Here is a 26,264-nt window from a genome sequence, read left to right as displayed (position 1 = left end):
CTGCTGGCCGTGCTGTCCGCGGTGACCGGCTTCGGTGGCGCGGTGCTGCTGCTGCCGGTCTTCACCGCGCTGTTCGGGCTGCGGGTCGCGGTGCCCGTGCTCACCCTCACCCGGCTGGCCGGCAACGGGGCCGCTGAGCGCGTCCCGGCTCAGGGCAGCAGGCGGACGTGGCGGTGGCCGTCGCGCGGGAACGGCGGCCGGGCCGGCAGCACCTCCGCGAAGGCGTACCCGCTCTTCTCCGCCACCCGGCAGGAGGCCGGGTTGTCCACCTGGTGCAGCAGCTCCAGGCGGGTCAGGCCGCTCGCGCCGAAGCGGGCGAACGCCCAGCCGGTGACCGCCTCCACGGCCCGCGGCGCGACGCCGCGCCCGCGGGCCGGCACGGCCGTCCAGTAGCCCACCTCGGCGGCCGGACGCCCGGGCGTGACGTCCTTGAGCACCACGTTGGCCACGAGCCGTTCCCCGTCGGGCGCGGCCTCCAGTACCGCGAAGCTGAACCGGTTGCCGGCCGCCCAGCCCTGCCGGCTGCGGCGCAGGAACGCCCTGGCCTCCGCCCGGGTGGTCACCGGGTACCGGGTCCAGCTGCGCAGCACCGGGTCCCGGTAGGCGGCCAGCAGCGCCTCGGCGTCGTCGTCGCGCCACGGCCGCAGCAGCAGGCCGGGGGCGGAGGGGGTGGCGGCGGCGTGGAGCACGATCGGCATCCCGGTAGTGTGGCCCGTCACGCCGCCGCGCCGCGAGCCCGCCCTCGCCGGGTGGTACCCGGTGGGCAGGGTCCGGGCAGGACGGACGGCGGGGAGGTCGCGGTCGGCGGGTTGGTGGTAATCGCCGCCCCCACTTTCTGACCGGAGGTGCGCCCGCCGCGGACAGCGGCCGCCGCGTCGAGCGTCAGAGGTTGTCCGGCTGGTGCAGCGCCGGGTGGCGCTCGCCCGGGGCGGCGTACCAGGCGGCCCGGTCGTCGCGCAGTGCCGTGGAGATCCGCAGCCGGGACCAGTCGTCCAGTTCGGGCAGGTCGTCCGGGTCGAACCAGCCGACGGCGAGGGACTCGTCGCCGTCGGCGGTGGGCGCCCCACCGACCACCCGGCAGTGGAACCAGACGTTGAGGTATTCGCAGGCGTCGCCGTTGGGGTAGACCACCGGGTGGGTGGCGACCCCGCCGATCCGGTCGATCTCCACCTTGACGCCGGTCTCCTCGTAGACCTCGCGCACCAGCGCGTCGGCCGGCTGCTCACCCGGGTCGACCATCCCGGCCGGGACGGACCAGCGGCCGTTGTCGCCCCGGCGGGCCAGCAGCAGCCGCCCCGTGTCGTCGGTGACCACGCCGCTGACCCCGTACAGCATCAGCAGCTCGGGTCCGATGTGGCGGCGCATCCGGGCGACGTAGGGCGACAGCGGCATGGCGGCACCCTACCGGCCGGGCTCCCGATGCCGCCGCACCATGCCGGCGGCCAGCGGCGCGCCGTCCAGGTCCCCGGCGGCCAACCGCCCCGCGACGGTACGGCGTACCAGCCGGTCGGCCAGCGCCGGCGCGTGGCGGGCGAGGGCCAGCTCCAGCCGCCCCCGCCCGGTGGTGGCCACGTCCCGGGGCGCCCGGCGGGCGGTGGCGGCGCGCAGGATCGCCGCGACGACCCCCTCGACGGGCTCCAGCCGGGACACCCCGCTGAGCGACAGCCCTGCCTCGGCGGTGCTGTCGTGGATCGGTGAGGCGACCATGCTCGGGTAGACGACGCTGACCCCGACGTGGGTGCCGACCTCGTGGCGCAGCGCGTCCGCGTACGCCACGAGGGCCCGCTTGCTCACCCCGTACGCGGCCGCGAGGGGCAGCGGCAGCACGGCCATCCGGCTGGCCACGAAGAGCACCCGGCCGCGGGCGGCCTCCAGGGCGGGCAGCGCCGCCGCCGTGGTACGCCACGCGGCGAGCAGGTTCACCTCCAGCTGCCGGCGGACCACCTCGTCGGGCGGCAGTTCGGCGGGGGCGGGTCCGCCGACGCCGGCGTTGTTGACCAGCAGGTCCAGCCCGCCGAGCCGGTCCACGGCGGTGGCCACCGCGGCCGGCACGGCGGCCGGGTCGGTCAGGTCGCAGCCGAGCACCGGCACCTCGCCGTGCTCGTCGGGGTGCAGGTCGAGCCCGACGACGTGGGCGCCCGCGCCGGTGAGCGCGGCGCACAGGTGCCGCCCGAAGGTGCCGCGGGCGCCGGTGACCAGCACCCGCCGTCCGGCCAGCCCGCTCACGGCCGCACCTCCGTCCGGCGCCGCCCGGCGGCGAGTTCCCGCTCCAGTTCGGTCAGGTACGCGTCGAAGTCGACCCGCATGTGGGGCCGGCGCTGCCCCCACCGGGTGGTGGCAGCGCGCAGCTCGGCGCGGCAGGCGGCTGCCTGCCGGGCCCGGTCCGGCGGTGCCCAGGTGCCGGCGAGCCGCGCGGCGACGAGCCGGGCCTGGGCCTCGACCAGCGGGAACGCCGCGCCGGTGGACTGCATGAGCCCCACGAAGGCCAGCCCGGGGGCGTCGAGGTGGAACACGTGCCGGTAGAGGGGCAGCCGGTCGGCGCCGTCACCGAGCAGGTCGGCGTCGAGGAAGGGGATCTCGACCCGGTAGCCGGTGCACCAGACCACGAGGTCCACCTCGTCGGCGCGGCCGTCGGTGAACTCGACCTTGGTGCCGGCGAACCGGGCGATGCCGGGGCGGGCCTGGATGTCGCCGTGGGTGAGCCGGGACAGCAGCCCGTCGGACAGCGTGGGGTGGTCCTGGAGGAAGCCGTGGGCGGGGGCGGGCAGCCCGTACCGGGCGGGCGGGCCGACGGTGGCGGTGAGCATGGTCTGGCTGACCCGCTGGCGCAGCCGCCACGGCAGCCGGCGGGCCAGCGCCCCGTTGAGGGTGTCGGAGGGTCGCCCGAGCAGGTACTTGGGCACGACCCACACGCCGCGGCGCAGCGACAGCAGGGTGCGCGTGGCGGCGTACGAGGCGTCCACGGCGATGTCCATGGCGGAGTTGCCGCCGCCGACGACCAGCACCCGCCGGCCGGCGAGCTGCTCCGGTCCCCGGTAGTCGTGGCTGTGCAGCTGCTCCGCGGCGCAGTCGCCCGGGTACGGGTCGGGCCGCTTCGGCACCCGGTTGTGCCCGTTGGCGACCACCACCGCCTCGACGTCGAGGTGGACCGGTCCGTCGGGTCCGGTGGCGTGCACGGTCCAGCCGCCGTCGGCCGCCCGGGTGACCCGCTCGACGGTGTGCCGCAGCCGCACGGCGTCGCGCAGCCCGAACCGGTCGGCGTAGTCGGTGAGGTAGCCGGCGATGCGGGTGTGGTCGGGGTAGTCGGGCCAGTGCGCCGGCATCGGGTGGTCGGCGAACTGGGTGCGCCCCTTGCTGGTGTTCAGGTGCAGCGTCCGGTACGCGGGCGAGCCGGGCGACCCGTACACCCAGAGGCCGCCGACGGTGTCGGCGGTCTCGAACGCGACGGCCGGCACGCCGGCGTCGGCCAGCGCCTTGAGGGTGGCCAGTCCGGCCGCGCCGGCGCCGATGACCGCCACCCGGGGTGGTGCCGCCATGCCCCTGCCTCCTTAATCCAACGACCGCTGGATAATCCCCGGCGGGCGGCGGCCCGTCAAGGGGTGGCCGGCGGGTACAGGCCGTCGAGGAAGCGGTGCACGAACGCCCGGAACTCGCGCCGCTCCCGGGCGCCGGAGCCCTGCTGCGCGGCGAGGGCCACCACGTGCCCGTGCACCGCCCAGACCAGGCTGCGCACGGTGACGTGCGGGGCCGGCTCGACCAGCGCGCCGCCCGCCGCGGCGGCGGCGAGCAGCTCCTCCACCAGGGTGTAGAGCGGTGCGGCGTAACGCTGGTCGAGGTCGGCGTGCCGGTGCGGCTCCAGCCAGCGGCGCAGCCACAGCGCCGTGGTCTCCGGCCGGTCCTCGAGGAAGTCGACGAACACGTCGACCAGGTCGTGCAGCGCCCGCAGCGCGTCGGCCGGCCCGGTGGCGAGGGCCGCCCGGGCGCGCTCACCGGCCGCCTCGAGGACCTCCCGTTCGGCGGCGAAGACCCGGGCGAAGCACGCGTCGTAGAGCTGCGCCTTCGTACCCGTGTGGTGGGCGACGGTGGCCACGTCGACGCCCGTCGCGGCGGCGACGTCGCGCAGGCCGACCGCGTCGAAGCCCCGCTCGGCGAAGAGCGTGGTGGCGGCGGCGAGCACCAGGTCGCGGGTGGGCCGCTGGTCGTCGCGGCGGGGCCGGCCGGGTCGGCGGCGGGGCATGGTCATCCCGCCATTGTTGCCCCTACAATCCAGCATCCGTTGGATTGGGGGCGGCGCGCCCCCGGGAGGAGGCGGCCATGACCGGGCTCGACGAGCGGCACCGGACCGCCGCCGCCCTGCCGCGCGGCCCGCTGGCCGGCTTCGCCGCCGGCTCGCTCGGCATGGGCGTCTGGGTCACCGTGCCCGGACTGCTGCTGCTCTACTTCCTCACCGACGTCCTCGCGGTCGCCCCGTGGCTGGCGGGCCTGACCCTGCTGCTGCCGAAGATCGCCGACGTGCTGCTGCACCCCTGGATCGGGCACCGCTGCGACGTCGAGCAGGCCCGCCGTGGCCACCGGCGGCGGCTGCTGCTCGCCGGCTGCGCCCTGCCGCTGGCCTTCGCCGCGCTGTTCGCGGTGCCCGGCGGGCTCAGCAGCCCCGCCGCCGCGGCCTGGGTCGCGCTGTTCTTCGTCGCCGGGAACCTGCTCTTCGCCGCCTACCAGGTGCCCTACCTCGCCACCCCGGCGGACTTGCGGATCGGCTACCACGAACGGACCCGGCTCATGGCGTTCCGGATGGTGGTGCTCACCCTCGGCATCCTGGTCTCCGGGCTGCTCGCGCCGCTGCTGGCCGGCGGGGACGCCGCCACCCGCGGCGGCTACCTGCGGATGGCGGCGCTGCTCGCGGTGGGGATGCTCGCCGCCATGGCGGTCGGCGTCGCCGGGATCGACCGGCTGCGCCGCACCGCGGCGGTGTCCTCGCCGTCGCACGGGGCGGGCGGGTGGCGGGCCCTGGCGGCGAGCCTGCGCGACCGGCAGTTCCGCTGGCTGGTGGGCGCCTACCTGGCCATGTCGACCACCACCCACCTGGTGCTGGCCGGGGTGCCCTACTACGCCGAATACGAGCTGGGCCGTCCGAAGCTCACCACCGTGCTGGTCGCCGCGTTCGTCGCGCCGGCGCTGCTGGTCACCCCGGCCTGGCTGGCGGTGGCCCGGCGGGTCGGCAAGCAGCGGGCGCTGCTTGCCGCGCAGCTCGCCTTCGCCGCCGGCGCGCTGGTGCTGGCCGTCGGCCGGCCGGCCGGGCTGCCGGTGCTGGTCGCCGCCGTGGCGGTGCTCGGGGTGGCGTTCGCCGGGATGCAGCTGCTGCCCTTCTCGATGCTGCCCGACGTGATCCGCGCCGCTGATACCGATCGGGCCGGCACGTACACCGGGGTGTGGACCGCCACCGAGGCCACCGGCGCGGCGCTCGGCCCCTACGCCTACGCCCTCTGCCTGGCCGCCGGGGGCTTCGTGGCCTCCGCCGCCGGGCAGGCCGTCACCCAGTCGGCCGGTGCGCTCGCGGCGATCCGGTACGGCTTCGGCCTGCTGCCCGCCGCCGTCATGGTGGTCGCCGTGCTGCTGCAACGCCGCTACACCCTCGACGCCACGGCCCGCGCCGACGCCGGCGGCGAGTGACGGGCGGCGCGCGCGACGACGAACAGGAACAGGCCGCAGGCCGCGACCAGGACCCACCCCGGGCGGGACGCGCGGGCCAGGCCCGCCGGTGCGACCCCGGCGACGAGCCCGCCGGCGACGGCGATGCCGATGGCCGAGCCGAGCTGCCGGGCGGTGGAGGTGATCGCCCCGGCGACGCCGGCGCGGGCCGGGGGCAGGCCGCTCACCGCCGTGTTGGTGATGGGCGCGTTGGCGAAGCCGAAGCCGATGCCGATGAGCAGGTAGGCCGGCACGAGTTGCCGGGGATCCGGGTCGGGCCGCAGGCCGACCAGGCTGAGCCCGCCGACGGTGAGGAACGTCCCGGCGAGCAGGAGGGGCCGGCGCGCCCCGTACCGCCCTGCCAGCCGGCCCGACAGCGGCGCGCAGACCGTCGCGCCCAGCGCCAGGGGCAGGGTCGCGGTCCCCGCCGCGAGCGGGGTCCAGCCGTGCCCGTGCTGCAGGTACAGCGTGGTGAGCAGCAGGCTGACGGTGAGCGCGACGAACACGGCCACCGCGCCCAGCACCGCCGTGGTGAAGGCCGGCCGCCGGAACAGCCCCAGCTCCATCAGCGGCTCGGGGCGACGCCGCTCGACCGCCACGAAACCCGCCGCGGCCGTGGCGGCGACCAGGTACGCGGCCCAGGCCGGCGGTGACGCCCAGCCGACGCGCGGACCCTCGATGAGCACGGCGACGCTGACGCACACCATGACGGTGAGCAGAACCTGCCCGGGCAGGTCGAGTCGCCGGGCCCGCGCCGCCCGGGACTCCGGTACGAACAGCGCGCTCAGCACGAGCGCGGCCACCACGACCGGGACGTTGATCCAGAACACCGACCGCCAGCCGAACGCCCCGATGAGCGCGCCGCCGGCGACCGGTCCGGCCGCCATGCTGAGCCCGAACACGGACGCCCAGATCCCGATGGCCTGCGCCCGCTCCCGCGGGTCGGGCATCGCGTTCACCACGATGGCCAGGGCCACCGGGCTGAGCATCGACGCGCCGATCCCCTGGACGGCCCGCGCCGCGACGAGCGCGCCGAGTGACGGCGCGACCGCGCACGCCAGCGACGCAGCGCCGAAGACGAGCAGGCCGCAGCGGAAGACCCGGCGCCGGCCCAGCCGGTCGGCCAGCGCTCCGGAGGAGATCAGCAGGCTGGCCACCGCCACGGTGTAGGCGTCCACCACCCACTCCAGGCTCCGGGTGCCCACCCCCAACCCGTGGCCGACGGCGGGCAGGCCGACGTTGACGATCGTGGTGTCCAGGCCGACCAGCAGCATGCTGAGCGCGCAGATCGCCAGCACCGCCCACCGCCGGCGCACGGTCAGGTCGGGTCGCACCGTCAGGGATGTCGTGGCCATCCGCTCACCTCCAGGGTCGGGGAACCTGCCCCGCCATGCTCGGGCCGGGCGGAGCCCCGGCCCCAGCACTTTTGCGGAAACCGCAAAGATGGCAGGCATGGAAGCTGACGTGGCCGAACTCCTCGACGGCATCAGGCCCCGGCTGCGGGCGCTGCGCCGCGACCGCGGGCTCACGCTGGAGGCCCTCGCGACCCGGACCGGCATCTCGGTGAGCAAGCTGTCCCGGCTCGAGTCGGGCAAGCGGCGCCCCACCCTGGAGCTGCTGATCCCCCTGGCCCGCGCCCACCGCGTCGCCCTGGACCAGTTGGTGGCGGCGCCGGCCACCGGCGACCCCCGCGTCCACCTGCGACCCCATCGGCGGCGCCGAGGCGGCGTGGTGGTGCCGCTGACCCAGTATCCGGGGCGGGTCCAGGTCTTCAAGCAGGTCCTCGCGCCGCGCGAGCCGAGCCTCGTCACCCACGCAGGCTACGAATGGCTCTACGTCCTCGCCGGCCGCCTCCGCCTCGTCCTCGGTGACCGCGAGTTCACCCTCTCCCCCGGCGAGGTCGCCGAGTTCGACACCGGCGAGCCGCACTGGTTCGGCCCGGCCGGCACGGACACCGTCGAGATCCTGCACCTGTTCGGGCCGCACGGCGACCAGGCCGTCGTCCGCACCGGCCCGTCGACGCCGTCGTGACCCGCGGCAACTAGACTTCGCCGCCGATGGACGCCCAGCCCGCCCCCGAGACCCGCCCCTGCGCCCACTGTGGACGGGACGTGCCGCAGCGCGCCGGCGCGGGCCGCCCCTTCCGGTACTGCCGGGACAACGACGGCGCCTGCCAGCGGGCCTCGCGCAACTCCCGGATGCGCCACCGCAACGCCCCCGGGCTACCGGGGCAGGTGGCCCGCACCTGGGAGGCGGTCGACCGGCTCGACCAGATCGTGGAGACCCTCACCGAGGCGCTGCACGCCGAGCTGTCCCCGGCCGGGGTGGAGCGGCAGCTCGCCGAGGTGCGCGCCGAGACGGCCACCCAGGTGGCGGCGGCACACGCCGAACGCGACGAGGCCCGCCGGGACGCCGAGGACGCCGCCGCGGCCGCCGCCCGGGCCCGCCAGGACGCGCAGGCGGCGCGGGCCGAACGCGACACCGCCCGGGAGCGGGCCGACCGGGCCGAGGCGGCGTCCACCGCGGCGGCCGACCGGGCCCGGCACGCCGAGGCGGCCCGGGACGAGGCGCGGGGTGCGGCCGGGGCGGCGCAGGCGCTGCGGGTGCAGGCCGAGCGGGACCGCGACGCCGCGCGCGACGAGCTGCGGACCGTGCGGGCCGAACGCGACGGTGAGCGTCGGCGGGTCGCCGACCTGACCGCCGAACGCGACGCCGCCCGGGTCGACGCCGAGCGGGCCACCCGCTCGGCGGGCGAGGCCCTCGATCGGGCCGAGGGCCTGCGTGCCGACGCCGACCGGGCCCGCGCCGACGCCGAGACGGCCCGTGCCGCCGCCACGGCGGCCCGTGACGAGGCCGACCGGGCCCGCGCCGAGGCCGAGCAGGCGCGGCGGGCCGGGCAGGAGGCCGCCGAGCAGGCTCGCGAGGAGGCCGCGCAGGCGCAGGCCGCGCGGGAGCGGGTCGAGGCCGGCCGGGCGGAGGCCGTCGCGGCGGCCGCAGCCGCCCGGGAGGAGCGGGACGCCCTCGCCGCGGACCTGACGGCCGCGCGGCAGGCCGCCGCCGCCGTCGAGGCCCGGCTGGCCGAGCTGACGGTACGGCTGGCCGCCGCCGAGACCGACCGCGACGCCGCCCAGCGTCGCGCCGGCCAGCTCGCCGACCAGGTCAGCGACCTGGCCAGCGCCCTGGCGCGGCTCGGCTCCCGCACCGGCTGACGCGCGGACCGCCCGCCGGCCACGGGCTGGGACGGGGCGGCAGGAGATCGCCGCCGGCGAGCATGATCAGGGCATGGGTAAGACGTACGAGCGCATCGACGGGCGGCTGCGGACCTTCATCGAGGCGCAGCCGATGTTCTTCACGGCCACCGCCCCCCTCGCCGGCGACGGCACCATCAACCTCTCCCCCAAGGGCCTGCGCGGCTCCTTCGCGGTGCTCGACGAGCTGACGGTCGCCTACCTGGACTTCGCCGGCAGCAACGCCGAGACCGTCGCGCACCTGCGGGAGAACGGCCGCATCACGCTGATGTGGTGCGCGTTCGACGGCCCGCCGAACATCGTCCGGGTGCACGGTCGCGGCGAGCCGGTGTTCCGCGACGATCCGCGCTGGCCACAGCTGCTGGGCCATTTCCCCGGCATCGACCCGGGCCCGCACGGCCTGCGGGCGATCGTCGTGGTCCACGCCGAGCTGATCCGCGACACCTGCGGCTACGCCGTGCCGCTGATGACCTACGAGGCCGACCGTGACCTGCACGGGCGGCGGTTCGCCCGCGAGGACGACGCGTCGCTGAGCAGGTACTTCGAGGGCAAGGACCACGTCGCCACCAGCATCGACGGGCTGCCCGGCCTGCCGCTGCCGCTGCCACCCACACCGGCCGGGTGATTCCCGGTCAGTGGATGCCGGCCATGAGGTGCCGGATCTGGCGGGTGAACATCACCGCGGCGAGCCCGAGCACCACCGAGGCCAGGCCGAAGGTCAGGAAGTAGGTCGGCTCGGACCAGCGGTCGGCGAGCCGGGCGACCTGGCCGCCGATCGCGTCGCCGACGGCGGTGGCGAGGAACCACAGGCCCAGCATCTGGCTGGCGTACTTGACCGGGGCCAGCTTCGTGGTGGCCGACAGGCCGACGGGGCTCAGCGCCAGCTCACCGGCGACCTGGATCGCGTACACGGCGACCAGCCACCACGGGGACACCAGGTCGCCGCCGACGGCGGCCTGCGCGGCGGCGGCCATCAGCACGAACGACAGACCGTTGAGCACCAGGCCGACGGCGAACTTCGTCGGCGTGGAGACCCGGTGGCCGAGCTTCAGCCACAGCGCGGCGGCCAGCGGCGCCCCGATGATGATCAGGATCGGGTTCACCGACTGGAGCCAGGACGCCGGGAAGGTGAAGCCGCCCACGTTCCGGTCGGTCTGGTCCTCGGCGAAGATGTTCAGCACCGACCCGGCCTGGTCGTAGATCAGCCAGAACGCGGCGGCGAAGACGAACAGCCACACGTACGCCTTCATGCGGCTGCGCTCGGTGCCGCTGATCTCCCGGTCGGTGAGGATCCGGGCGAAGTAGGCGATGGTGACCAGCACGGTGACGACGGTGAGCAGGTTCACCACCGTGTCGACGGTGAACAGGCCGATCAGGGCGAGCACGGCCAGCACCACGAGCACCACCACGGTGACCACGGCGATGCGGGTCAGCGCCCGCCGCCGGTCCGCGCCGAGCAGCGGGTCGGCCGGGCGGGCGCCGGCGTCGCCCAGGTTGCGCCGGCCCAGCACGTACTGGAGCACGCCGAAGGTCATGCCGATGGCGGCGGCGCCGAAGCCCAGATGCCAGTTGATCTTCTCGCCGAGGAAGCCGGTGATCAGCGGGGCGATGAACGCGCCCAGGTTGATGCCCATGTAGAAGATCGAGAAGCCCGCGTCGCGGCGCGGCGAGTCCCGGTCGTAGAGGTCGCCCACCATGGTCGAGATGTTGGGTTTGAGCAGGCCGGTGCCGAGCACGATGAGCGTCATGCCGGCGAACACGCTCCACCGGGCGGGGACGGCCATCACGTAGTGGCCGGCCGCGATGACCACGCCACCCCAGAGGACGCTGCGCCGTGCGCCGATGAGCCGGTCGGCCACCCACCCGCCGGGCAGCGCCATGAGGTAGACCATGGCGTTGTAGGTGCCGTAGACGGCGTTGGCGGTGGACTCGCCGATGGCCAGGCCCTCGTCGGCGACCGACGCGGTCAGGTACAGCACCAGGATGGCCCGCATGCCGTAGAAGCTGAACCGCTCCCACATCTCGGTGAGGAACAGGGTGGACAGGGCCCGCGGGTGACCGAAGAAGGTCTTCCCGCCGGGGGGTCGCACCTCGGCCGGCGCGTCACCGGGCATCGTCACCTCCGCAGGGCGTGGAGGCGGCTAACATCCCCGTTGACAGTCGAAACACTCCACCGATTCGGCCCGGCCGGGGACGACCCCGCCGGGCAGCTGTCATGACCGGCTACCCTTGAGGATCCCGACCCCGCGCCGGGCCTTCGGCGTGGCCGGGAATGGGCCGGCGGTGACGGACCGTTACACCTGAAGACCAGCACCACGAACGAGGGGAAGTCGATCATGGGCGAGCGTATGCTGCGCGGTAGCCGGCTGGGCGCAGTCAGCTACGAATCCGACCGCAACACGGAGCTCGCGCCGCGTCAGACCCGCGAGTACCTCTGCGCGAAGGGGCACCAGTTCGAGGTGCCGTTCGCCGTCGACGCCGAGGTCCCGACGACCTGGGAGTGCAAGTTCGACGGCAGCGTCGCCCGCCTGGTCGACGGCAGCGAGCCCGAGCAGAAGAAGGCCAAGCCGCCGCGCACCCACTGGGACATGCTGCTGGAGCGGCGCTCGATCGCCGAGCTGGAGGACATCCTCGCCGAGCGGCTCCAGGAGGTCCGCACCCGCCGCGGTCGCGCCTGAGCATCCGTAACGACGACAAGCGCCCCCGGGATCACCCCGGGGGCGCTTCGTCATGTCTGTCCGGTTCTCACCGGCCGGGTTCGATGATCTCCCCCTCGATGGCCCGGCCCGGCTCGGTCACGGGCGGCTGCTGCGGGGCCGGGGTGGGTTGCGGCGCGCCGCGGCGCACCCGCACCCGGCGCGGCCCGAACAGGTCACCGGCGACCATCGACGACACCCGGCGCTCGGTGGCCCGGCGCACCCCGGCGCCGGCGAGCCGCCGCACCGGCGGCACCAGCAACAGCAGCCCCGCCACGCCGCTGACCAGGCCGGGCAGCGCCAGCAGCAGCGCACCCAGCAGGCCCACGAGGCCGTCGGTGACCTGCCGGCCCGGCGGCTGCCCGGACTCCGCGGCGGCCCGGAAGCCGCGCCAGGCCCGCATGCCCTCCCGGCGCAGCAGCACCAGGCCCAGCAGCGAGGCCGCGAACACCAGCAGCACCGCGAACCCGAACCCGACGCCGCGGCCCACCAGGATGAAAACGGTCAGCTCCAGCAGCGTCAGCAGCAGCAGGGCCGGTGGTACGTACTTCAGTCCTCGGCGCATCTCACCTCATCCGCCCGGGGTGTCATCACGCCCCTCCAGCATGACACGCCCGCGCTCACGGCCAGCGGGCCAGCGCGTCGGGGCGGCGCGCCGCGGCCCGCCGGTCCCGCAGCCCCCAGGTGGTGATCCGCCACAGCGCCTCGGCCACGATCAGCGGGCTCATCTTGCTGTCGCCGTGCTCCCGCTCGGCGAACGTGATCGGCACCTCGACCATGCGCACCCCGGCGCGGTGCGCCAGCCGGGACAGCTCCACCTGGAACGCGTACCCCTGGGACCGCACCGAGGCCAGGTCGATGGCGTCCAGGGCGGCCGCCCGGTACACCCGGTACCCGCCGGTGGCGTCGGAGACCGGCACGCCCAGCGCCAGCCGCGCGTACAGGTTGCCGGCGCGGGACAGCAGCAACCGCCGCAGCGGCCAGTTCAGCACCCGCGCGCCGCGGGTCCACCGGGAGCCGATCACCATGTCGGCGTCGCGGGCGGCGTCCAGCAGCGCCGGCAGGTCCTCCGGGGCGTGTGAGCCGTCGGCGTCCATCTCCACCACGGCGTCGTAGCCGCGCTCCCGGGCCCAGGCGAAGCCGGCCAGGTAGGCCGCGCCGAGCCCGTCCTTGCCGGGACGGTGCAGCACGTGCACGTGCGGGTCGGCGCCGGCCAGGCCGTCGGCGATGGCGCCGGTGCCGTCGGGGCTGTTGTCGTCGGCGACGAGGATGTCCACGCCCGGCGCGGCCTCCCGCACCCGGGCGACGATCCGGTGCACGTTGTCGGCCTCGTTGTAGGTGGGGATGACCACGAGGACCCGTCCCACCCCGGGATGGCCGACCGTCCGCCTGTCGGCTACCACGCCCACCGTGTACCGCCTCCCGCTCGTCGTCCTACCCCGGGTCGACCTCCCGGCGGCGGCGCAGCACCGCCGCGCCGGCCAGGGCCGCGACGGCGAGCGCCGCGAGGGCCACCTCCGGCCACACCCCGGCCGTGGTGGCCGGGGTACGCCCGTCGCCGAGCCGCATCTGCCGCACCACCACTGCGGCGGTGTTGAACCCGGTGGCCCCGTCTACCCGCCCGTCCGGGGAAACGAACCCGGACACACCGACCGTGGAGGCCATCAGAGCGGCGCGACCGTGCTCGACGGCGCGCAGCCGGACCATGGCCAGCTGCTGGCGGGCCTCGGCCACGTCGAAGGTGGCGTTGTTGGTCTGCACCACCAGCAGCTGCGCGCCACCGGTGACGGTGTCCCGGACGATGCCGTCGTAGGCGACCTCGAAGCAGATCACGTCGCCGAGGATGGCCGGGCCGGTCTCCAGCACGCCGGGGGTGGCGCCGGGGACGAAGTCGGAGCGGACCCGGTCGACCTCGGAGCTGACCATGCGGGCGATCTCGCGCAGCGGCACGTACTCGGCGAACGGGACGGGGTGCCGTTTGGTGTAGAGCTGGTCCAGGTCGGGGCCGCTGCCGGGGCGCCACAGCAGGCCGGCGTTGCGGACCTGGCCCTCGCCGGGGCCGAGCAGCACCGCGCCGACGAGGATCGGCGCGCCGATCGCGTCGGCGGCCTGGGTGATCCGCTCGCCGGCGCCGGGGTTGCGCAGCGGGTCGATGTCGCTGGAGTTCTCCGGCCACACCACCAGGTCCGGGTGGCGTTGGGTGCCCGCGGCGACCTGTTCGGCCAGTTTCAGGGTGGCGTCGACGTGGTTGTTGAGCACGGCCTGCCGTTGGGCGTTGAAGTCCAGCCCGAGGCGGGGCACGTTGCCCTGGACGATGGCGACGGTGACGCCGTCCCCGCCGCCGCGTACGCCGGCCGGGACGGCGGGGCCGGCGGCGAGCACCGCGGCCAGGGCGGCGGCCAGCCCGGCGACGGGCCGCCACAGCCCGGCGGGCTGGCGCCAGTCGCGCCAGGCGAGGGTGAGCAGGATCCCGCCGGCGAGGGCCACGGCGAAGGTGACCAGCGGGGCGCCGCCCAGCGCGGCCAGGCGCAGCAGCGGGGAGGTGTCCTGGCTGAACGCCAGCCGCCCCCACGGGAACCCACCGAACGGGGTGCGGTCGCGCAGCGCCTCCTGCCCGACCCACAGCACCCCGGTGACCAGGGGCCACGCCGCGCGGTGCCGGTCGACCAGCGGGGACACCCAGGCGGTGGCGGCGCCGAGCAGCGCGAGGTAGCCGGCCTGCAGCAGCGACAGCAGCAGCCACGGCAGGTAGCCGGTGTGCAGGTTGGTCCACTCCAGCAGCGGCGCGAACAGCGCCACCCCGGCGAGGAAGCCCAGCCCGGCGCCGGCGCGCAGCCGCCGCCGGTGCGCCGCGGCGGCGAGCAGCGCCACACCGGCCGGGGCGAGGGGCCACAGCCCGTACGGGGGGAAGGCGACAAGCAGCGCCAGACCGGCCAGCAGGGCCGCCGGGACGGCCAGTTTCAGCGGCAGCGGCCGTCCGCCGGCGCCGGGGCGTGCCCCGCCGGTGGCACGGGTCTCTTCCCGGTCGAGCGTCGTCACCGGCACCTCACCACGATCACGCGCCGAAGGCTACCCGGCGGACGGCCCCGCCGGCCCGTCCGGGCCGGGTCAGTCGGGCAGCAGGATCAGCGGCAGGGCGTCGGTGCCGTAACGGGCCTCGCCGGTGAGGATCGGCGCGTCGTGGTCGAGGCAGGCCAGCACGGTCGCGGCCAGGTCGACCCGCCCGGTGAAGCCCCGCCAGTACGCCAGTTCCTGCCACGCCCCGCCGTCGGTGGGCAGGACGGCGCAGGCGTCGAGGGCGAGCAGCCGGCGCAGCGCCGCCCGGTCCTTCGGGTCGTCGACGCCCGCGTACGCCTCGGCGGCGGCGACCGCCGCCACCCCGAAGCGCACCCCGTCGGCGATCACCTCGTGCAGCGTCTCCCCCACGTGCACCGACCCGGCCAGGTACGCCAGCAGCGCCGACCGATCGAGGACCAGCCGCACGGGTGGGCCGTCGGGGTCGCTCACGCGGCGGTGCCCCGGGCGGCGAGGTCCTCGCCGTCGGTGGCGGCCTGCCGTGCCCGCTCCCGGATCGCCTGGTAGCGCTCGGCGGGCCAGGCCACGTCGACGGCGGCGCGTGCCGCCCGCGCCCGGGCGACGCCTTCCTCGGTGACGGTGACGCCCTGGTGGGCCAGCTCGGCGTCGAGGGCTTCGCGGCGCATCAGTGCCCGCGCGGCGTGCACGAGGAAGGCGCTGGCGTTGGGTTCCCGTTCGAGGCGTTCGGCGACGTCGGGCGGGACCGAGATCGACAACTTCCGCACCGCTCCGGTCATACCGCGCAGCATAGCCGGTGGCACCGCCTCGGGCGGGTCTTCGGCGGGCACGAAAATCGGGGCGCGGCTCGCGCCGCGCCCCGATGCTCCCAGGCCCTTCCCGGCCGGTGGGGCGAGGACGATCGGCGCCGACCTTCGGACCGACCCGACGTGGACTGGCTGCCCCCGCCTGGCCGTTGTCTACTGGCCGTGCCTCTCACCCTGCCCGTACACCGGTAATCGCGGCCGGTTCGCGCCGCCCCGCCGACCCCCGCCCGCTGGACCTGGCCGCCGCAACCTTCCGGTCGCTCGGCCAGCGGACGAAGGGACGAAGCGAACAACAGCCGCTTCCCGTGGTAGGACTCAAAGACGGTACGGCGTGCACCCCCGCCGCTGTCAACCCACCTCGGCCTGTCGTGTGTTGCGACACGGCGTGTCGCGTCGGCGCGTCTCGATGCGAACGCCGGTTCTCCGAGGGTTGTCGAGGGCCGGACACGGGGGCATTCAGGGGTTTCCCTGGTGCGCCGCCTGGTACTGCTCGTCGGGGAGGGGTTCCAGCCAGGTGGTGGGGTCCTGCCCGCCGGGCAGCGCCTCCAGCATGGCCAGGTGGCTCATGAACGTGTTCCCGGTGGCGCCGTGCCAGTGCTCCTCACCGGGCGGGCAGATGACGGTGTCGCCGGCGCGTACGCGCAGCACCGTCCCGTCGCGGGTGCCGACCAGCCCCACCCCTTCGGTGACGTGCAGGGTCTGCCCGACGGCGTGGGAGTGCCAGTGGGTGCGGGCGCCCGGGGTGAAACGCACGAGCGCCACGGTCATCCGGGACGGCTCCGTGCCGTTGTAGACGGGGGTCAGGTAGACGTCGCCGGTGAAGTTCCGGGCGGGTGTCCTGACGGTGGGGTTGACGGGCCGCAGTTCCATCGACGCTCCTTCAGGGTCGCAGCAGGGTCTTGACAGCGCGGCGTTCGTCCATGGCCCGGTAGCCCTCGGCGGCCTGGTCGAGGGGCAGGTCGAGGTCGAAGACCTTCCCCGGGTTGATCGTGCCGTCGCCGATGAGGCGCATCAGTTCCGGCAGGAACCGCCGCACGGGTGCCGGGCCGCCGTGCAGGTGCGCCAGGGACCAGAACAGCTCCATGCCGGGCACGGCCACGTCGTGGGTGACGCCGACGAACCCGACGTGCCCGCCGGCGCGGGTCGCGTGGATGGCCTGCATCATCGACTCCTGCGTGCCGACCGCCTCCACCACCGAGTGCGCGCCGAGCCCGCCGGTCAGGTCCTTGATCCGGGCCACGCCCTCGTCGCCGCGTTCGGTGACGATGTCGGTGGCGCCGAACTCGCGGGCGAGCCTCTGCCGGGACTCGTGCCGGCTCATCGCGATGATCCGTTCGGCGCCCAGCTGCCGGGCGGCGAGGACGGCGAGCAGGCCGACGGCGCCGTCGCCGACGACCGCGACGGTCCGGCCGGGGCCGGCCTGGGCGGCGACCGCGGCGAACCAGCCGGTGCCGAGCACGTCGGAGGCGGTCAGGTAGCTGGGGATCAGGTCGGCCGGCGGCACCTCGGGCGTGGCGACCAGGGTGCCGTCGGCGAGGGGCACCCGCAGGAGCTGTGCCTGCGAACCGAGCATGCCCATGGGGACCCGGTGCACGCAGGCGGATTGGTAGCCGGCCCGGCAGATCTCGCAGGTGTTGTCCGACGCCCAGAACGAGCCGACCACGAACTGGCCGGGCGTGAGACTCGTGACGTCGGCGCCGACCTCCTCGACGATGCCGACGTACTCGTGGCCCATCGGCGTCGGGCCCTCCACCTTCTGCACCCCGCGGTACGGCCACAGGTCCGAGCCGCACACGCAGGCCGCCGACACGCGGATGATCGCGTCGGTGGGTTGCTCGATCCGCGGATCCGGGCGGTCCTCCACCCGGACGTCGCCGGGTGCGTGCATGACGACGCCACGCATGTCGTTCTCCCTTGCCGATGAGTGATCTTCCTGCGAGTTCCCCGCTGCGGGTCCAGGTAACTCCGTTTCCGCACGGGCAGGGAGTTCCTGCTGAGGGGTGTACCGGCAGTACATGGCTGCCGCGGCCGCCGCCGCCCTGCAGCTCGACGACGCCGAACGCGCCCACCTGCTGCACCTGGCCCAGGCCGTCGACATCCTGCGCACGGAGGCGGGCCGGGACCCCCACGACAAGGACCTGCACGACCTGGTGGGCGAGTTGTCCACCCGCAGCGACGCGTTCCGCACCCGCTGGGGCGCCCACAACGTGCGGCGGCACGGTACCGGCACCACACGCTTCCACCACCCGGCCGTCGGGGACCTCACCCTGGCCTTCGAGACGCTCGCGATGACCGCCGAACCCGGCCTCTCCCTCGTGATCTACACCGCGGAGCCGGGATCCGCCGCGGCGGGACAAGCTGCGGCTGCTGGCCTGCTGGGCGGCCTCCCGGGAGGCCGACGCCCGCGGCGAGCGGCTCCCCGCCGAATAGGTATCGCGACGGCGCGGTGCCGGGCGTTCAGCCGGCGAGGTGCCGGCGCAGCAGCGCGGCCGCCGCACCCGGGTGGTCGGCGGCGAGCAGGCCACCGGCGGCCAGCACGTAGTCGACGTCGACGACGGCCCGGGCTGCCCGCGGCAGCGGCCACCCGCCGGCATGGTCGCCGAGGACCGCGGCGAGCACCCCGGCGGCGTCGCCGGGGTGGGCGTGCCGCAGCACCCCGCCGGAGCCGACCATCAGTTTGACGTCGCGCAGGTCCCGGCCGGCGCGCTCCCCGGTGGCGGCGCCGCGGGCGTGCCGGCGCAGCGCCACCGTCGCGGCGAGCGCGGCGATGCGCCGGTCGGCGGCCCGGTCGGCGTCGGCGGCGGGCAGGAAGCCGGGGTCGGCGGCCCGCACCGCCGCCGCCGCGGCCAGGTCGTCGGCCTCGCCGGGGGCGAGGAGGCGTTCCTCGGCGGCGGCGCGGACCACACCGGGGGCGCTCCACCGCATGCCGAGGTCCCCCTCGACGGTGCGGGCCCGCCACAGGGTGCCGGCGACCTCCTGGCTGGGGCCGGTGTCCCGCTCGTCCGGGGTGAGCACCGAGTACACGTCGGTGGTGGCGCCGCCGACGTCGACGACGGCCAGATCGCCGCCGAGGGCGTCGGCGAGGACCTCCACGCCGGTGAGCACCGCGTCGGGGGTGGCGGCCCGCACCAGGCGGGCGAACCGGCCGCCGCGGGACAGCTTCTTGCCGCCGATGACGTGCCGCAGGAACACCTCCCGGATCGCGGCGCGCGCCGGCGCGGGCGCGAGCACCCCGATGCGGGGCAGCACGTTGTCGGCGGCCGTGACCGGCACCGCCGCCGCGGCCAGCAGGGCGTGCAGGTCGTCGCGGGCGTCGGCGTTGCCGGCGAGCACCACCGGCACCCGCCAGCGCGCCCGCGCCAGCCGGGTGGCGTTGTGGGTGAGGGTGTCGGCGTCGCCGCCGTCGGTGCCGCCGACGAGCAGCACCACGTCGGGGCGGGCGGCGCGCAGCGCGGTCAGGTCGGCCTGACCGAGCCGCCCGGCGGCCACGTGCACCACGTTCGCCCCGGCGGACAACCCGACGCGCCGGCCGGCCTGCGCGGTGACGAGGGGCTCGTAGCCGACGACGGCCAGGCGCAGGCCACCGCCGGCCGACGAGCAGACGTACCAGGGCAGGTCACCGGCGGTGAGCCCGGCGGTGGCGGCGCCGACCGCGGCGTCCAGGCCGTGCAGCACGTCCGTGCCCACGGTCGTCGGCGCGGCCGCCGCCGCGACGAGCCGGCCGCCGTCGAGGTCGACCACCGCCGCCTTGGTGTACGTCGACCCGACGTCGGCGCAGACGGCGAGGTTCACCCGGAGCTGTCCTTCCTTCGCGACTTCGGAACTCGCAACCCCGGCTCGCTCCTCGCGCTCACGCCGCTGGGGGGACGACCACCGTGCCGGTCGCGGTGACCGCCACGATCGGCTCGGCGAGGACCTCGGCGGCCGACTCCGACTTGTCGGGGCGGCCCCGGCACACCACCCGGGCGGCGAAGTCGATGGTGCGGCTGCGGGTGCCGACCCGGGTGACGGTGGCGATCACCTCGAGCACGTCACCGGCCTTCATGGGCGCCTTGAACTGCACGTCGGAGTAGGAGGCGAACAGCCCCTCGTCGCCGTCGGTGCGGATGCACACCTCGGTGGCGACGTCCCCGAACAACCCCAGCGCGTACGCCCCGTCGACGAGGTTGCCCGCGTAGTGGGCGTGGGAGTACGGCACGTACCGGCGGTGGGTGACGGTCAGGCCGACCCGGGGATCGCTCATGCTCTCGCCTTCTTGTCCGTGATGAGGGCGTGGACCAGGTAGCTGGCGACCTCGCCGGGGGTGGTGCCGCGGCCGAAGATCCGGTCGACGCCCAGCTCCCCGGTCATGGTCTCGTCGAAGCGGGGACCGCCGACGATCAGCAGGGGCCGCTTGCCCGCGGGCAGGGCCTCCCGGAACGCCGCGGACATCTCCCGGGTGTTGTGCAGGTGCGCGTCGCGCTGCGTCACGACCTGGGAGACGAGCACGGCGTCGGCCTTCTCCTGCCGGGCCGCCTCGACCAGCTCGGGCACGCTGACCTGCGCGCCCAGGTTGGTGACCTTCAGCTCCCGGTAGTACTCCAGGCCCTTCTCCCCCGCGATGCCCTTGACGTTGAGGATCGCGTCGATGCCCACGGTGTGCGCGTCGGTGCCGATGCAGGCGCCCACCACGGACAGCTTGCGCCGCAGCCGCTGCTTCACCACCGTGTTCACCTCCTTGGCCGACAGCAGCGGGAAGTCCCGTTCCACCACCTGCACCTTGTCCAGGTCCACGAGGTGGTTCACCCGCCCGTAGACCACGAAGAAGGTGAACCCGTCGCCCATCTGCTTGGCGTGCACCAGCATCGCCGGGTCCATGCCCATCTTGTTCGCCAGCTGCACCGCGGCGCCCTCGGCGCGCTTGTCGTGCGGCACCGGCAGCGTGAACGACACCTGCACCATGCCGTCGCCGGTCGTGTCCCCGTACGGCCGGACGATCTTCTTCTCCGTCATGCCGCCTGCTCCAGGATGTCCGTGGCCGGGTTGTAGTAGTCGGCCTCGTGCCTCGCGACACCGTCGAGGCCCTTGCCCCGGTCCGCGGGCCGCTTCATGATCCCGAACGTGCCCTCGGCGATCGCCGTCAGCAGCGACTGGTCACCGATGCGCTCCAGCAGATCCACGGCCTCCCCGAGCACCCGGTGGGCGCGCTGCTGGATGAACCCGCCCGGCGCCGGCACGAAGTCCTCGTGCAGCCCGCCCGCCGCGCCCAGCACGTACCGCACGTTCTGCAGGGCGATGTCCCGGTCCGACAGCCACGGGGTGACCACCGCCTCGGTCATCATCCCCACCAGCAGGATGCCCTGCCCCGTCATGGTGCCCACCAGGTTGAAGAACCCGTCGAGCAGGTTGCCGCGGAACACGTCACCGGTCATGTGCTTCGTCGGCGGCATCCACTTCAACGGCGCGTCGGGGAACAACTCCCGCGCCAGCAGCGCGTGCGCCAGCTCCAGCCGGAACGACTCCGGCAGGTCCGGGTTGATCTCGAACGCGTGCCCCAGCCCGAGCTGCCAGTCCGCCAGCCCCGCCTCGTGCGCGAAATACTCGTTGAGCAGCTGCGACACCGTCACCGTGTGCGCCTCGTCCACCGCGTCGGCGGTGGTCAGGTAGTTGTCCTCACCGGTGTTGATGATGATCCCGGCGCGGGCGTGCACCTGCCGGGAGAACCGCTGGTCCACGAACGTGCGGATCGGGTTGATGTCCCGGAACAGGATCCCGTACATCGAGTCGTTGAGCATCATGTCCAGCCGCTCCAGGCCCGCCAGGGTGGCCATCTCCGGCATGCACAGACCCGACGCGTAGTTCGTCAACCGCACGTACCGGCCCAGCTCCCGCGACGACTCGTCCAGCGCCGCCCGCATCAACCGGAAGTTCTCCTGCGTCGCGTACGTGCCGGCGAAACCCTCCCGGGTGGCGCCCTCGGGCACGTAGTCCAGCAGCGACTGCCCCGTCGAGCGGATCACCGCGATGATGTCCGCCCCGGCCCGCGCCGCGGCCTGCGCCTGCGGGATGTCCTCGTAGATGTCACCGGTCGCCACGATCAGGTAGATCCACGGCCGCTGCTCCGGATCCCCGTACCGCTTCACCAGGCGGTCCCGCTCGGCCCGCCGCCGGTCGATCTGCCGCACCCCCGCGGCGACCGCCTTGCGGGCCGCCCGCCGGGCCGCCGTGGCGGCCTTGCCGGTCGGCTGGGTGAACCGCACCGACCCGGCGGCGGCCTTCTGCGCCAGCAACGTCACGTCGCCGATCTGCTCCCGCGCGAGAGCGTCGAACACCGGCGCCGCCACCCCGTGGCCCAGACCGACATCGGCCACCACCGCGTCCACGAGACGGTTCACCCACGGGATCCCGTCCGGGTCGGCGCCGGTCACCCCGGCCAGCCGCAGCACCGCCCGCTCCACCGACACCGTGGTGTGGCTGCGCGCCAGATCCACCACCGGCTGCCCGGCCCGGCGCGCCAACTCCCGCGCCCGCGCCACCAGCGCCGGATCCAACCCAAGCTTGCCGCTCACGAAACGCCTTCCTGATAGATCACGTCACCGCGCAGCACCGTGGCCCGGCACACCGGCAGCGGCGTCGGATCCTCCGCGCCGCGCGCCTCCGGGTCCTCGGCCTGCAACACCGGCAGCCCCCGCTCCACCCCGGCCGGGGTCTCCCACACCGCGAACGTCGCCGGCGCCCCCAACGCCAGGACCCCCTCGTTGTCCAGGTGCACCGCCCGCCACCCGCCCCGGGTGTGCGCCGCGAACGCCGCCCGCACACTCATCCGCTGCACCGGGTTGTGGTGCGCCGCCGCCGCCCGCACCGACCCCCACGGGTCCAGCGGCGTCACCGGCGAATCCGACCCGAACGCCAGCGCCACACCCACCCCGTGCATGGCGCCCATCGGGTTCGACTCCAACGACCGGGACAGCCCCAGCCGCGACTCGTACATCCGGCCCGCCCCGCCCCACAACCGGTCGAACGCCGGCTGCATCGACGCCACGATCCCGTACTCCACGAACCCGGCGATCAACCGCTTGCTCATGATCTCCGCGTGCTCCACCCGGTGCCGGGCCGCCCGCAACCGGTCCACGCCCACCTTCTGCGCGGCCTGCGCGAACCCCTCCAGCACCGTGCCGATCGCCGCGTCCCCGATCGCGTGGAAACCGCCCTGCAACCCGTGCGCCGAGCAGTCCAGCAGATGGTCACGCACCTGCTCCGCCGTCACGTACCCGTGCCCGCACGCCCCCGGCTCCCCGTCCAGGTACGCCGCCGACACGTGCGCCGTCCGCGAACCCAGCGCCCCGTCGGCGAACAGGTCACCCCCGGCGCCCACCGCGCCCAGCTCCCGCGCCCGCGCCGCGCCCAGCAGCTCACCCCAGTACCCGTACACCTCCGGCACCCCGGCACCCGAGATCGCCAGCAGCCCGGTGAAGTCCTCCTCGTCGGAGATGTCCGGACCGCCGCACTCGTGCACCGCCGCGATACCCAGCGACGCCGCGTGCGCCAGGGCCCGCCGCTGCGCCGCCACCCGCTGCGCCCGCGTCACCGACGCGAACGCCGCCGCCCGCACCACATGGTGCGCGTCGCGCCGCAGCCAACCCGAAGGGTCGAAACCGGCCGCCGCCGCCGCATCCGGGCACGCCGCCAGCAGCGCCGCCGACACCAGCGCCGAATGGATCGACGCCTGCGACAGGTACACCTTGCGGCCCCCCGCCGCCCGGTCCAGCGCCGCCGCGTCCGGCAGCACCGGCTCCGCCCAGAACGACTCGTCCCAGCCGTGCCCCAGCACCACCGCGTCACCCGGCAAGCCGGCCGCGAACGCGGCCACCGCCTCCAGCAGCCCGGACGCCGACCGCACCGCCGACAGGTCCAGCCCCGACAGCGCCAACCCCGTGTCCGTGGCGTGCACGTGCGCGTCCACGAACGCCGGCGTCACCAGCGCCCCGCCCAGCTCCACCACCCGGTCGGCGGCCGGCGCGTCGCCGTCGGCGCCCAACCAGGCGATCCGCCCGTCACGCACCAGCAACGCCGTCGCGCTCGGGTCGGCCGGACAGTGCAGCACTCCGCCGCGGTACAAGGTCGAGGGGTTCGTCATGATGCTCAGTCTGCCGCCAGGCGGGCCTCGAACAGACGACGCACCCCCGGCTCGCCGCGCAGCAGGTCCAGCGCCAGCTCGGCGTGACCCGGCACGTACCCGTTGCCCACCAGCATGGTCACATCCGCGGCCAGGCCCTCCGCGCCCAGCGCCGCCGCCGCGAAGCTCGTCGCCATCGAGAAGAAGATCACCGTGCCGCCGTCCTCGGTGGCCAGGACCGCCCCGTGCTCGCAGCCCGGCACGTCCACGCAGACCACCGTCACGTCGGCGGGGGCGCCCAGCGCCGTGGTCACCGCCGTGGACAGGCCCACCGGGTCGCGGGCGTCGGCCAGCGCCACCACGTCGGCCAGGCCGGCCGCTTCGAGGGCGGCGCGCTCCCCGGCCACGGGCACCACCCCGACGGTACGGCCGGCACCCGCCCGCCGCGCCGCAGCCAGCGACAGCGAACCGCTCTTGCCGGCCCCGCCGATCACCGCCACCGTCACCGGGCGCGGGTCCTCCTCGCGGCGGCGCCGCGCCACCTGCTCGGCCACCACGCGCGCGGTCAGCGCGGGCGCGCCGCACACGTCCAGCACGGCCAGCGACAGCTCCGGGTGCAGGTCGGCCGGCAGGACCGCGGCGATCGACCGGGCGAACAGGATCGCGTACCCGTCGCAGGGAACCTGCTCGCTGCGCCCGTCCCAGCGGGCCAGCCCGTCGAGGATCGTCAGCGGGGTCAGCGTCAACGACACCAGGGTGGCCACCCGGTCGCCCGGCCGCAGGCCCAGCGGGGACCGCTTCCCGGCCTCGTCCACCGTGCCGATCAGCATGCCGCCGGAGCCGGTGACCGGGTTCTGCATCTTCCCCCGGATCGAGATGATCTCCAGCACCTCGGCGCGGACCTTCTCCCCGTCGCCGCCGTGCTTCTCCGACAGCTGCCGGAAGCTCGCCGCGTCCAGGTTCAGCCGCTCGACCCGGATCCGCACCTCGTTCGCGGCGATCCGCGGGTCGGCGTCCAGCCGCCACGCCGCCTGCGGCAGCACCCCCGCCGGTTCCACGACTCGGTGCAGACCCACCGGTGACGTCACGCCGACCCCCCAATGTCCAGCCGCCCGAAACCCCGGTCAGGGCTCGCGTCGCGGGAAAACTTCCGGCAGACTAATTTCTTCACCGGATATTTTCCAGTAGCCTTCGGGATCGCTGATCACCCGCACCACAGTCAGGAGGGGCCGTGACCCAGACCCAACCGGTTGAGACCATCCCTCAACCCCGTCACGCCCCGGTCGCCGTACCGACCGCCGGGCAGCCGTACGAATACCGCCGCAGCCCCCTGGTCGAACCCGACTGGACCCGCTTCCCCGGCTGGCGCCACGTCACCCGCGAGCAGTGGGAGAACGCCCAGTGGCAGCGGGTCAACTGCGTCAAGAACATCAAGCAGCTGCGCACCGTCCTCGGCGACCTCGTCGACGAGACCTTCTACGCCGACCTCGAGGCCGACCAGAAGGCCCTGGCCACCATGTCGATGCTGGTGCCGCCGCAGATGCTCAACACCATGGTGCCGTTCGAGCCCATGAGCACCGAGGCGTTCCTCGCCGACCCGATCCGCCGCTACATGATCCCCGTCGCCTCCGACCGGCGCACCGACTGGCCCTCGCACCCCTACGCCAGCCGCGACAGCCTCCACGAGCACGACATGTGGGTCGCCGAAGGCCTCACCCACCGCTACCCCACCAAGGTCCTCGCCGAGCTGCTCTCCACCTGCCCGCAGTACTGCGGGCACTGCACCCGGATGGATCTCGTCGGCAACTCCACCCCCGCCGTCGACAAGCTCAAGCTCACCCTCAAGCCCGTCGACCGCTACGACGCCCACATCGCCTACCTCAAGGCCCACCCGGGCGTCCGCGACGTGGTCGTCTCCGGCGGCGACGTGGCCAACGTGCCGTGGAAGAACCTCGAGTCCTACCTCATGCGGCTGCTCGAGATCGAGACCATCCGCGACATCCGCCTCGCCACCAAGGCCCTCATGGGCCTGCCCCAGCACTGGCTCCAGGCCGACGTCGTCGAGGGCCTCGAACGGGTCGCCCGCACCGCCGCCCGCCGCGGCGTCAACCTGGCCATCCACACGCACGTCAACCACCGGCAGTCGATCACCCCGCTGGTCGCCAAGGCCGCCCAGACCGCCCTCGACGTCGGCGTCCGCGACGTCCGCAACCAGGGCGTGCTCATGCGCGGCGTCAACGCCACCAGCGCCGACCTGCTCGACCTCTGCTTCGCCCTCCAGGGCGAGGCGGGCATCCTGCCGTACTACTTCTACATGTGCGACATGATCCCCAACGCCGAGCACTGGCGGGTCCCCGTGTGGCACGCCCAGCAGCTCCAGCACGACATCATGGGCTACCTGCCCGGCTACGCGACCCCGCGGATCGTCTGTGACGTCCCGTTCGTCGGCAAGCGCTGGGTGCACATGCTCACCGAGTACGACCGTGAACGCGGCATCTCGTACTGGACCAAGAACTACCGCACGTCGATCGAGTCCGCCGACCTCGAAGCGCTCAACAAGCGCTACGCCTACTACGACCCGATCGACACCCTGCCGGAGGCCGGTCAGGCCTGGTGGAGCGCCCACCGCGACGACTGACCCGCACCACCTCGTCGCCCCCGCGAGCCACCCGGCCCGCGGGGGCGACGCGCATCCAGG

26 protein-coding genes and 1 pseudogene are annotated in these 26,264 nt (G+C 74.9%); 7 read left to right on the top strand and 20 right to left on the bottom strand.

Translation table 11 applies throughout. From position 1 onward, the window contains the following. Positions 1–149: 149 nt before the first annotated feature. From GA0070214_RS00725 to GA0070214_RS00705, 5 genes are all read right to left on the bottom strand, one after another. Positions 150–698 carry a GNAT family N-acetyltransferase gene (locus GA0070214_RS00725; protein WP_091257919.1) on the bottom strand — a complete coding sequence of 183 codons (549 nt, stop codon included), beginning with the start codon at positions 696–698 and terminating at the stop codon, positions 150–152. Between the two features lie 184 nt (positions 699–882). Next, positions 883–1,392 carry an NUDIX domain-containing protein gene (locus tag GA0070214_RS00720; RefSeq protein WP_091257918.1) on the bottom strand — a complete coding sequence of 170 codons (510 nt, stop codon included), beginning with the start codon at positions 1,390–1,392 and terminating at the stop codon, positions 883–885. A gap of 9 nt (positions 1,393–1,401) precedes the next feature. Then, entirely contained in the window at positions 1,402–2,226 is an 825-nt protein-coding gene (locus GA0070214_RS00715) for an SDR family NAD(P)-dependent oxidoreductase (RefSeq protein WP_091257917.1), read from the bottom strand. After that, positions 2,223–3,536: a flavin-containing monooxygenase gene (locus GA0070214_RS00710; protein WP_091257912.1), complete on the bottom strand. Its 1,314-nt coding sequence runs from the start codon at positions 3,534–3,536 to the stop codon at positions 2,223–2,225. Before GA0070214_RS00710 ends, GA0070214_RS00715 begins: the two co-directional genes overlap by 4 nt. A 56-nt stretch (positions 3,537–3,592) precedes the next feature. Beyond that, complete coding sequence (locus GA0070214_RS00705) at positions 3,593–4,243, bottom strand: TetR/AcrR family transcriptional regulator (RefSeq protein ID WP_244167485.1); 651 nt, start codon at positions 4,241–4,243, stop codon at positions 3,593–3,595. Between the two features lie 71 nt (positions 4,244–4,314). On the opposite strand from GA0070214_RS00705, the gene GA0070214_RS00700 reads away from it, so the two are divergent. Continuing rightward, a complete protein-coding gene (locus GA0070214_RS00700) occupies positions 4,315–5,670 on the top strand; it encodes an MFS transporter (protein WP_091257910.1) in 1,356 nt (451 codons plus the stop codon). Here GA0070214_RS00700 and GA0070214_RS00695 read toward each other — a convergent pair. Then, on the bottom strand, positions 5,625–7,043 hold the full coding sequence (locus tag GA0070214_RS00695; protein WP_091257908.1) for an MFS transporter: 1,419 nt from the start codon (positions 7,041–7,043) through the stop codon (positions 5,625–5,627). The genes GA0070214_RS00700 and GA0070214_RS00695 overlap by 46 nt on opposite strands. 97 nt (positions 7,044–7,140) lie before the next feature. Between GA0070214_RS00695 and GA0070214_RS00690 the strand changes: the two genes are divergently transcribed. The 3 genes from GA0070214_RS00690 (at position 7,141) to GA0070214_RS00680 (ending at position 9,561) form a co-directional block, all read left to right on the top strand. Continuing rightward, the gene (locus GA0070214_RS00690; RefSeq protein WP_091257905.1) at positions 7,141–7,719 is read left to right on the top strand and encodes an XRE family transcriptional regulator; all 579 of its coding nucleotides are present in this window, start codon (positions 7,141–7,143) and stop codon (positions 7,717–7,719) included. A 26-nt stretch (positions 7,720–7,745) separates the two neighbouring features. Then, positions 7,746–8,897 carry a hypothetical protein gene (locus GA0070214_RS00685; protein WP_091257902.1) on the top strand — a complete coding sequence of 384 codons (1,152 nt, stop codon included), beginning with the start codon at positions 7,746–7,748 and terminating at the stop codon, positions 8,895–8,897. A 73-nt stretch (positions 8,898–8,970) separates the two neighbouring features. Beyond that, positions 8,971–9,561: a pyridoxamine 5'-phosphate oxidase family protein gene (locus tag GA0070214_RS00680; RefSeq protein WP_091257900.1), complete on the top strand. Its 591-nt coding sequence runs from the start codon at positions 8,971–8,973 to the stop codon at positions 9,559–9,561. A 7-nt stretch (positions 9,562–9,568) separates the two neighbouring features. Here the strand turns inward: GA0070214_RS00680 and GA0070214_RS00675 are convergent, their stop codons facing one another. Then, positions 9,569–11,050 carry a peptide MFS transporter gene (locus tag GA0070214_RS00675; RefSeq protein ID WP_091257898.1) on the bottom strand — a complete coding sequence of 494 codons (1,482 nt, stop codon included), beginning with the start codon at positions 11,048–11,050 and terminating at the stop codon, positions 9,569–9,571. A 222-nt stretch (positions 11,051–11,272) separates the two neighbouring features. Here GA0070214_RS00675 and GA0070214_RS00670 point away from each other — a divergent pair, with 222 nt between their 5' ends. Continuing rightward, a complete protein-coding gene (locus GA0070214_RS00670) occupies positions 11,273–11,614 on the top strand; it encodes an RNA polymerase-binding protein RbpA (protein ID WP_046564157.1) in 342 nt (113 codons plus the stop codon). 67 nt (positions 11,615–11,681) lie between these two features. On the opposite strand, the gene GA0070214_RS00665 is transcribed toward GA0070214_RS00670, so the two are convergent. The 7 genes from GA0070214_RS00665 to GA0070214_RS00635 all read right to left on the bottom strand — a co-directional run bounded on the left by GA0070214_RS00665 (position 11,682) and on the right by GA0070214_RS00635 (position 17,374). After that, on the bottom strand, positions 11,682–12,197 hold the full coding sequence (locus GA0070214_RS00665; protein WP_091257897.1) for an FxsA family protein: 516 nt from the start codon (positions 12,195–12,197) through the stop codon (positions 11,682–11,684). A gap of 55 nt (positions 12,198–12,252) precedes the next feature. After that, the gene (locus GA0070214_RS00660) at positions 12,253–13,041 is read right to left on the bottom strand and encodes a polyprenol monophosphomannose synthase (protein ID WP_091257895.1); all 789 of its coding nucleotides are present in this window, start codon (positions 13,039–13,041) and stop codon (positions 12,253–12,255) included. A 25-nt stretch (positions 13,042–13,066) separates the two neighbouring features. Further along, positions 13,067–14,671, bottom strand: coding sequence for an apolipoprotein N-acyltransferase (gene lnt, locus GA0070214_RS00655; protein ID WP_091259754.1), 1,605 nt, complete (start codon positions 14,669–14,671; stop codon positions 13,067–13,069). A gap of 69 nt (positions 14,672–14,740) precedes the next feature. Continuing rightward, on the bottom strand, positions 14,741–15,139 hold the full coding sequence (locus GA0070214_RS00650) for a hypothetical protein (RefSeq protein ID WP_091257892.1): 399 nt from the start codon (positions 15,137–15,139) through the stop codon (positions 14,741–14,743). Then, complete coding sequence (locus GA0070214_RS00645) at positions 15,136–15,444, bottom strand: hypothetical protein (protein WP_091257890.1); 309 nt, start codon at positions 15,442–15,444, stop codon at positions 15,136–15,138. Before GA0070214_RS00645 ends, GA0070214_RS00650 begins: the two co-directional genes overlap by 4 nt. 483 nt (positions 15,445–15,927) lie before the next feature. Further along, positions 15,928–16,341: a (R)-mandelonitrile lyase gene (locus tag GA0070214_RS00640; RefSeq protein WP_091257888.1), complete on the bottom strand. Its 414-nt coding sequence runs from the start codon at positions 16,339–16,341 to the stop codon at positions 15,928–15,930. 10 nt (positions 16,342–16,351) lie between these two features. After that, positions 16,352–17,374, bottom strand: a complete 1,023-nt coding sequence (locus GA0070214_RS00635; RefSeq protein ID WP_091257886.1) for a zinc-dependent alcohol dehydrogenase family protein — start codon at positions 17,372–17,374, stop codon at positions 16,352–16,354. Positions 17,375–17,486: 112 nt separating this feature from the next. On the opposite strand from GA0070214_RS00635, the pseudogene GA0070214_RS00630 reads away from it, so the two are divergent. After that, a pseudogene (locus GA0070214_RS00630) lies at positions 17,487–17,771 on the top strand (MmyB family transcriptional regulator); the annotation flags it as partial. A gap of 157 nt (positions 17,772–17,928) precedes the next feature. Here GA0070214_RS00630 and GA0070214_RS00625 read toward each other — a convergent pair. From GA0070214_RS00625 to kdd, 6 genes are read right to left on the bottom strand one after another with little or no spacing between them, the layout of a single operon-like run. Next, positions 17,929–19,263, bottom strand: coding sequence for a glutamate mutase L (locus GA0070214_RS00625; protein WP_091257884.1), 1,335 nt, complete (start codon positions 19,261–19,263; stop codon positions 17,929–17,931). A 58-nt stretch (positions 19,264–19,321) separates the two neighbouring features. After that, positions 19,322–19,714 carry a 3-aminobutyryl-CoA ammonia lyase gene (gene kal / locus GA0070214_RS00620; RefSeq protein WP_091257882.1) on the bottom strand — a complete coding sequence of 131 codons (393 nt, stop codon included), beginning with the start codon at positions 19,712–19,714 and terminating at the stop codon, positions 19,322–19,324. Then, positions 19,711–20,463, bottom strand: coding sequence for a lysine 5,6-aminomutase subunit beta (gene kamE / locus GA0070214_RS00615; RefSeq protein WP_091257881.1), 753 nt, complete (start codon positions 20,461–20,463; stop codon positions 19,711–19,713). Before kamE ends, kal begins: the two co-directional genes overlap by 4 nt. Further along, positions 20,460–22,019, bottom strand: a complete 1,560-nt coding sequence (kamD, locus tag GA0070214_RS00610; protein ID WP_091257878.1) for a lysine 5,6-aminomutase subunit alpha — start codon at positions 22,017–22,019, stop codon at positions 20,460–20,462. The genes kamE and kamD overlap by 4 nt, the downstream gene beginning before the upstream one ends. Further along, positions 22,016–23,587, bottom strand: coding sequence for an amidohydrolase (locus GA0070214_RS00605; RefSeq protein ID WP_091257876.1), 1,572 nt, complete (start codon positions 23,585–23,587; stop codon positions 22,016–22,018). Before GA0070214_RS00605 ends, kamD begins: the two co-directional genes overlap by 4 nt. 5 nt (positions 23,588–23,592) lie before the next feature. Beyond that, positions 23,593–24,654, bottom strand: a complete 1,062-nt coding sequence (gene kdd, locus GA0070214_RS00600) for an L-erythro-3,5-diaminohexanoate dehydrogenase (RefSeq protein ID WP_091257874.1) — start codon at positions 24,652–24,654, stop codon at positions 23,593–23,595. A gap of 143 nt (positions 24,655–24,797) precedes the next feature. Here kdd and GA0070214_RS00595 point away from each other — a divergent pair, with 143 nt between their 5' ends. Next, the gene (locus tag GA0070214_RS00595; RefSeq protein ID WP_091257868.1) at positions 24,798–26,204 is read left to right on the top strand and encodes a KamA family radical SAM protein; all 1,407 of its coding nucleotides are present in this window, start codon (positions 24,798–24,800) and stop codon (positions 26,202–26,204) included. Positions 26,205–26,264: the final 60 nt, after the last annotated feature.

This window comes from Micromonospora chaiyaphumensis (genome assembly GCF_900091435.1).
GTDB lineage: Bacteria > Actinomycetota > Actinomycetes > Mycobacteriales > Micromonosporaceae > Micromonospora > Micromonospora chaiyaphumensis.
Note: the sequence above shows the minus strand (reverse complement) of the source record. Positions and strands in the feature narration are given on the sequence as shown.

Bases quoted from the DNA above. Each gene is read 5' to 3' on its own strand.
- GA0070214_RS00725 (WP_091257919.1), bottom strand. From the start codon at position 698: ATGCCGATCGTGCTCCACGCCGCCGCCACCCCCTCCGCCCCCGGCCTG.
- GA0070214_RS00720 (WP_091257918.1), bottom strand. From the start codon at position 1,392: ATGCCGCTGTCGCCCTACGTCGCCCGGATGCGCCGCCACATCGGACCC.
- GA0070214_RS00710 (WP_091257912.1), bottom strand. From the start codon at position 3,536: ATGGCGGCACCACCCCGGGTGGCGGTCATCGGCGCCGGCGCGGCCGGA.
- GA0070214_RS00705 (WP_244167485.1), bottom strand. From the start codon at position 4,243: ATGACCATGCCCCGCCGCCGACCCGGCCGGCCCCGCCGCGACGACCAG.
- GA0070214_RS00700 (WP_091257910.1), top strand. From the start codon at position 4,315: ATGACCGGGCTCGACGAGCGGCACCGGACCGCCGCCGCCCTGCCGCGC.
- GA0070214_RS00695 (WP_091257908.1), bottom strand. From the start codon at position 7,043: ATGGCCACGACATCCCTGACGGTGCGACCCGACCTGACCGTGCGCCGG.
- GA0070214_RS00690 (WP_091257905.1), top strand. From the start codon at position 7,141: ATGGAAGCTGACGTGGCCGAACTCCTCGACGGCATCAGGCCCCGGCTG.
- GA0070214_RS00685 (WP_091257902.1), top strand. From the start codon at position 7,746: ATGGACGCCCAGCCCGCCCCCGAGACCCGCCCCTGCGCCCACTGTGGA.
- GA0070214_RS00680 (WP_091257900.1), top strand. From the start codon at position 8,971: ATGGGTAAGACGTACGAGCGCATCGACGGGCGGCTGCGGACCTTCATC.
- GA0070214_RS00675 (WP_091257898.1), bottom strand. From the start codon at position 11,050: ATGCCCGGTGACGCGCCGGCCGAGGTGCGACCCCCCGGCGGGAAGACC.
- GA0070214_RS00670 (WP_046564157.1), top strand. From the start codon at position 11,273: ATGGGCGAGCGTATGCTGCGCGGTAGCCGGCTGGGCGCAGTCAGCTAC.
- GA0070214_RS00665 (WP_091257897.1), bottom strand. From the start codon at position 12,197: ATGCGCCGAGGACTGAAGTACGTACCACCGGCCCTGCTGCTGCTGACG.
- GA0070214_RS00645 (WP_091257890.1), bottom strand. From the start codon at position 15,444: ATGACCGGAGCGGTGCGGAAGTTGTCGATCTCGGTCCCGCCCGACGTC.
- GA0070214_RS00640 (WP_091257888.1), bottom strand. From the start codon at position 16,341: ATGGAACTGCGGCCCGTCAACCCCACCGTCAGGACACCCGCCCGGAAC.
- GA0070214_RS00635 (WP_091257886.1), bottom strand. From the start codon at position 17,374: ATGCGTGGCGTCGTCATGCACGCACCCGGCGACGTCCGGGTGGAGGAC.
- kal (WP_091257882.1), bottom strand. From the start codon at position 19,714: ATGAGCGATCCCCGGGTCGGCCTGACCGTCACCCACCGCCGGTACGTG.
- kamE (WP_091257881.1), bottom strand. From the start codon at position 20,463: ATGACGGAGAAGAAGATCGTCCGGCCGTACGGGGACACGACCGGCGAC.
- GA0070214_RS00605 (WP_091257876.1), bottom strand. From the start codon at position 23,587: ATGACGAACCCCTCGACCTTGTACCGCGGCGGAGTGCTGCACTGTCCG.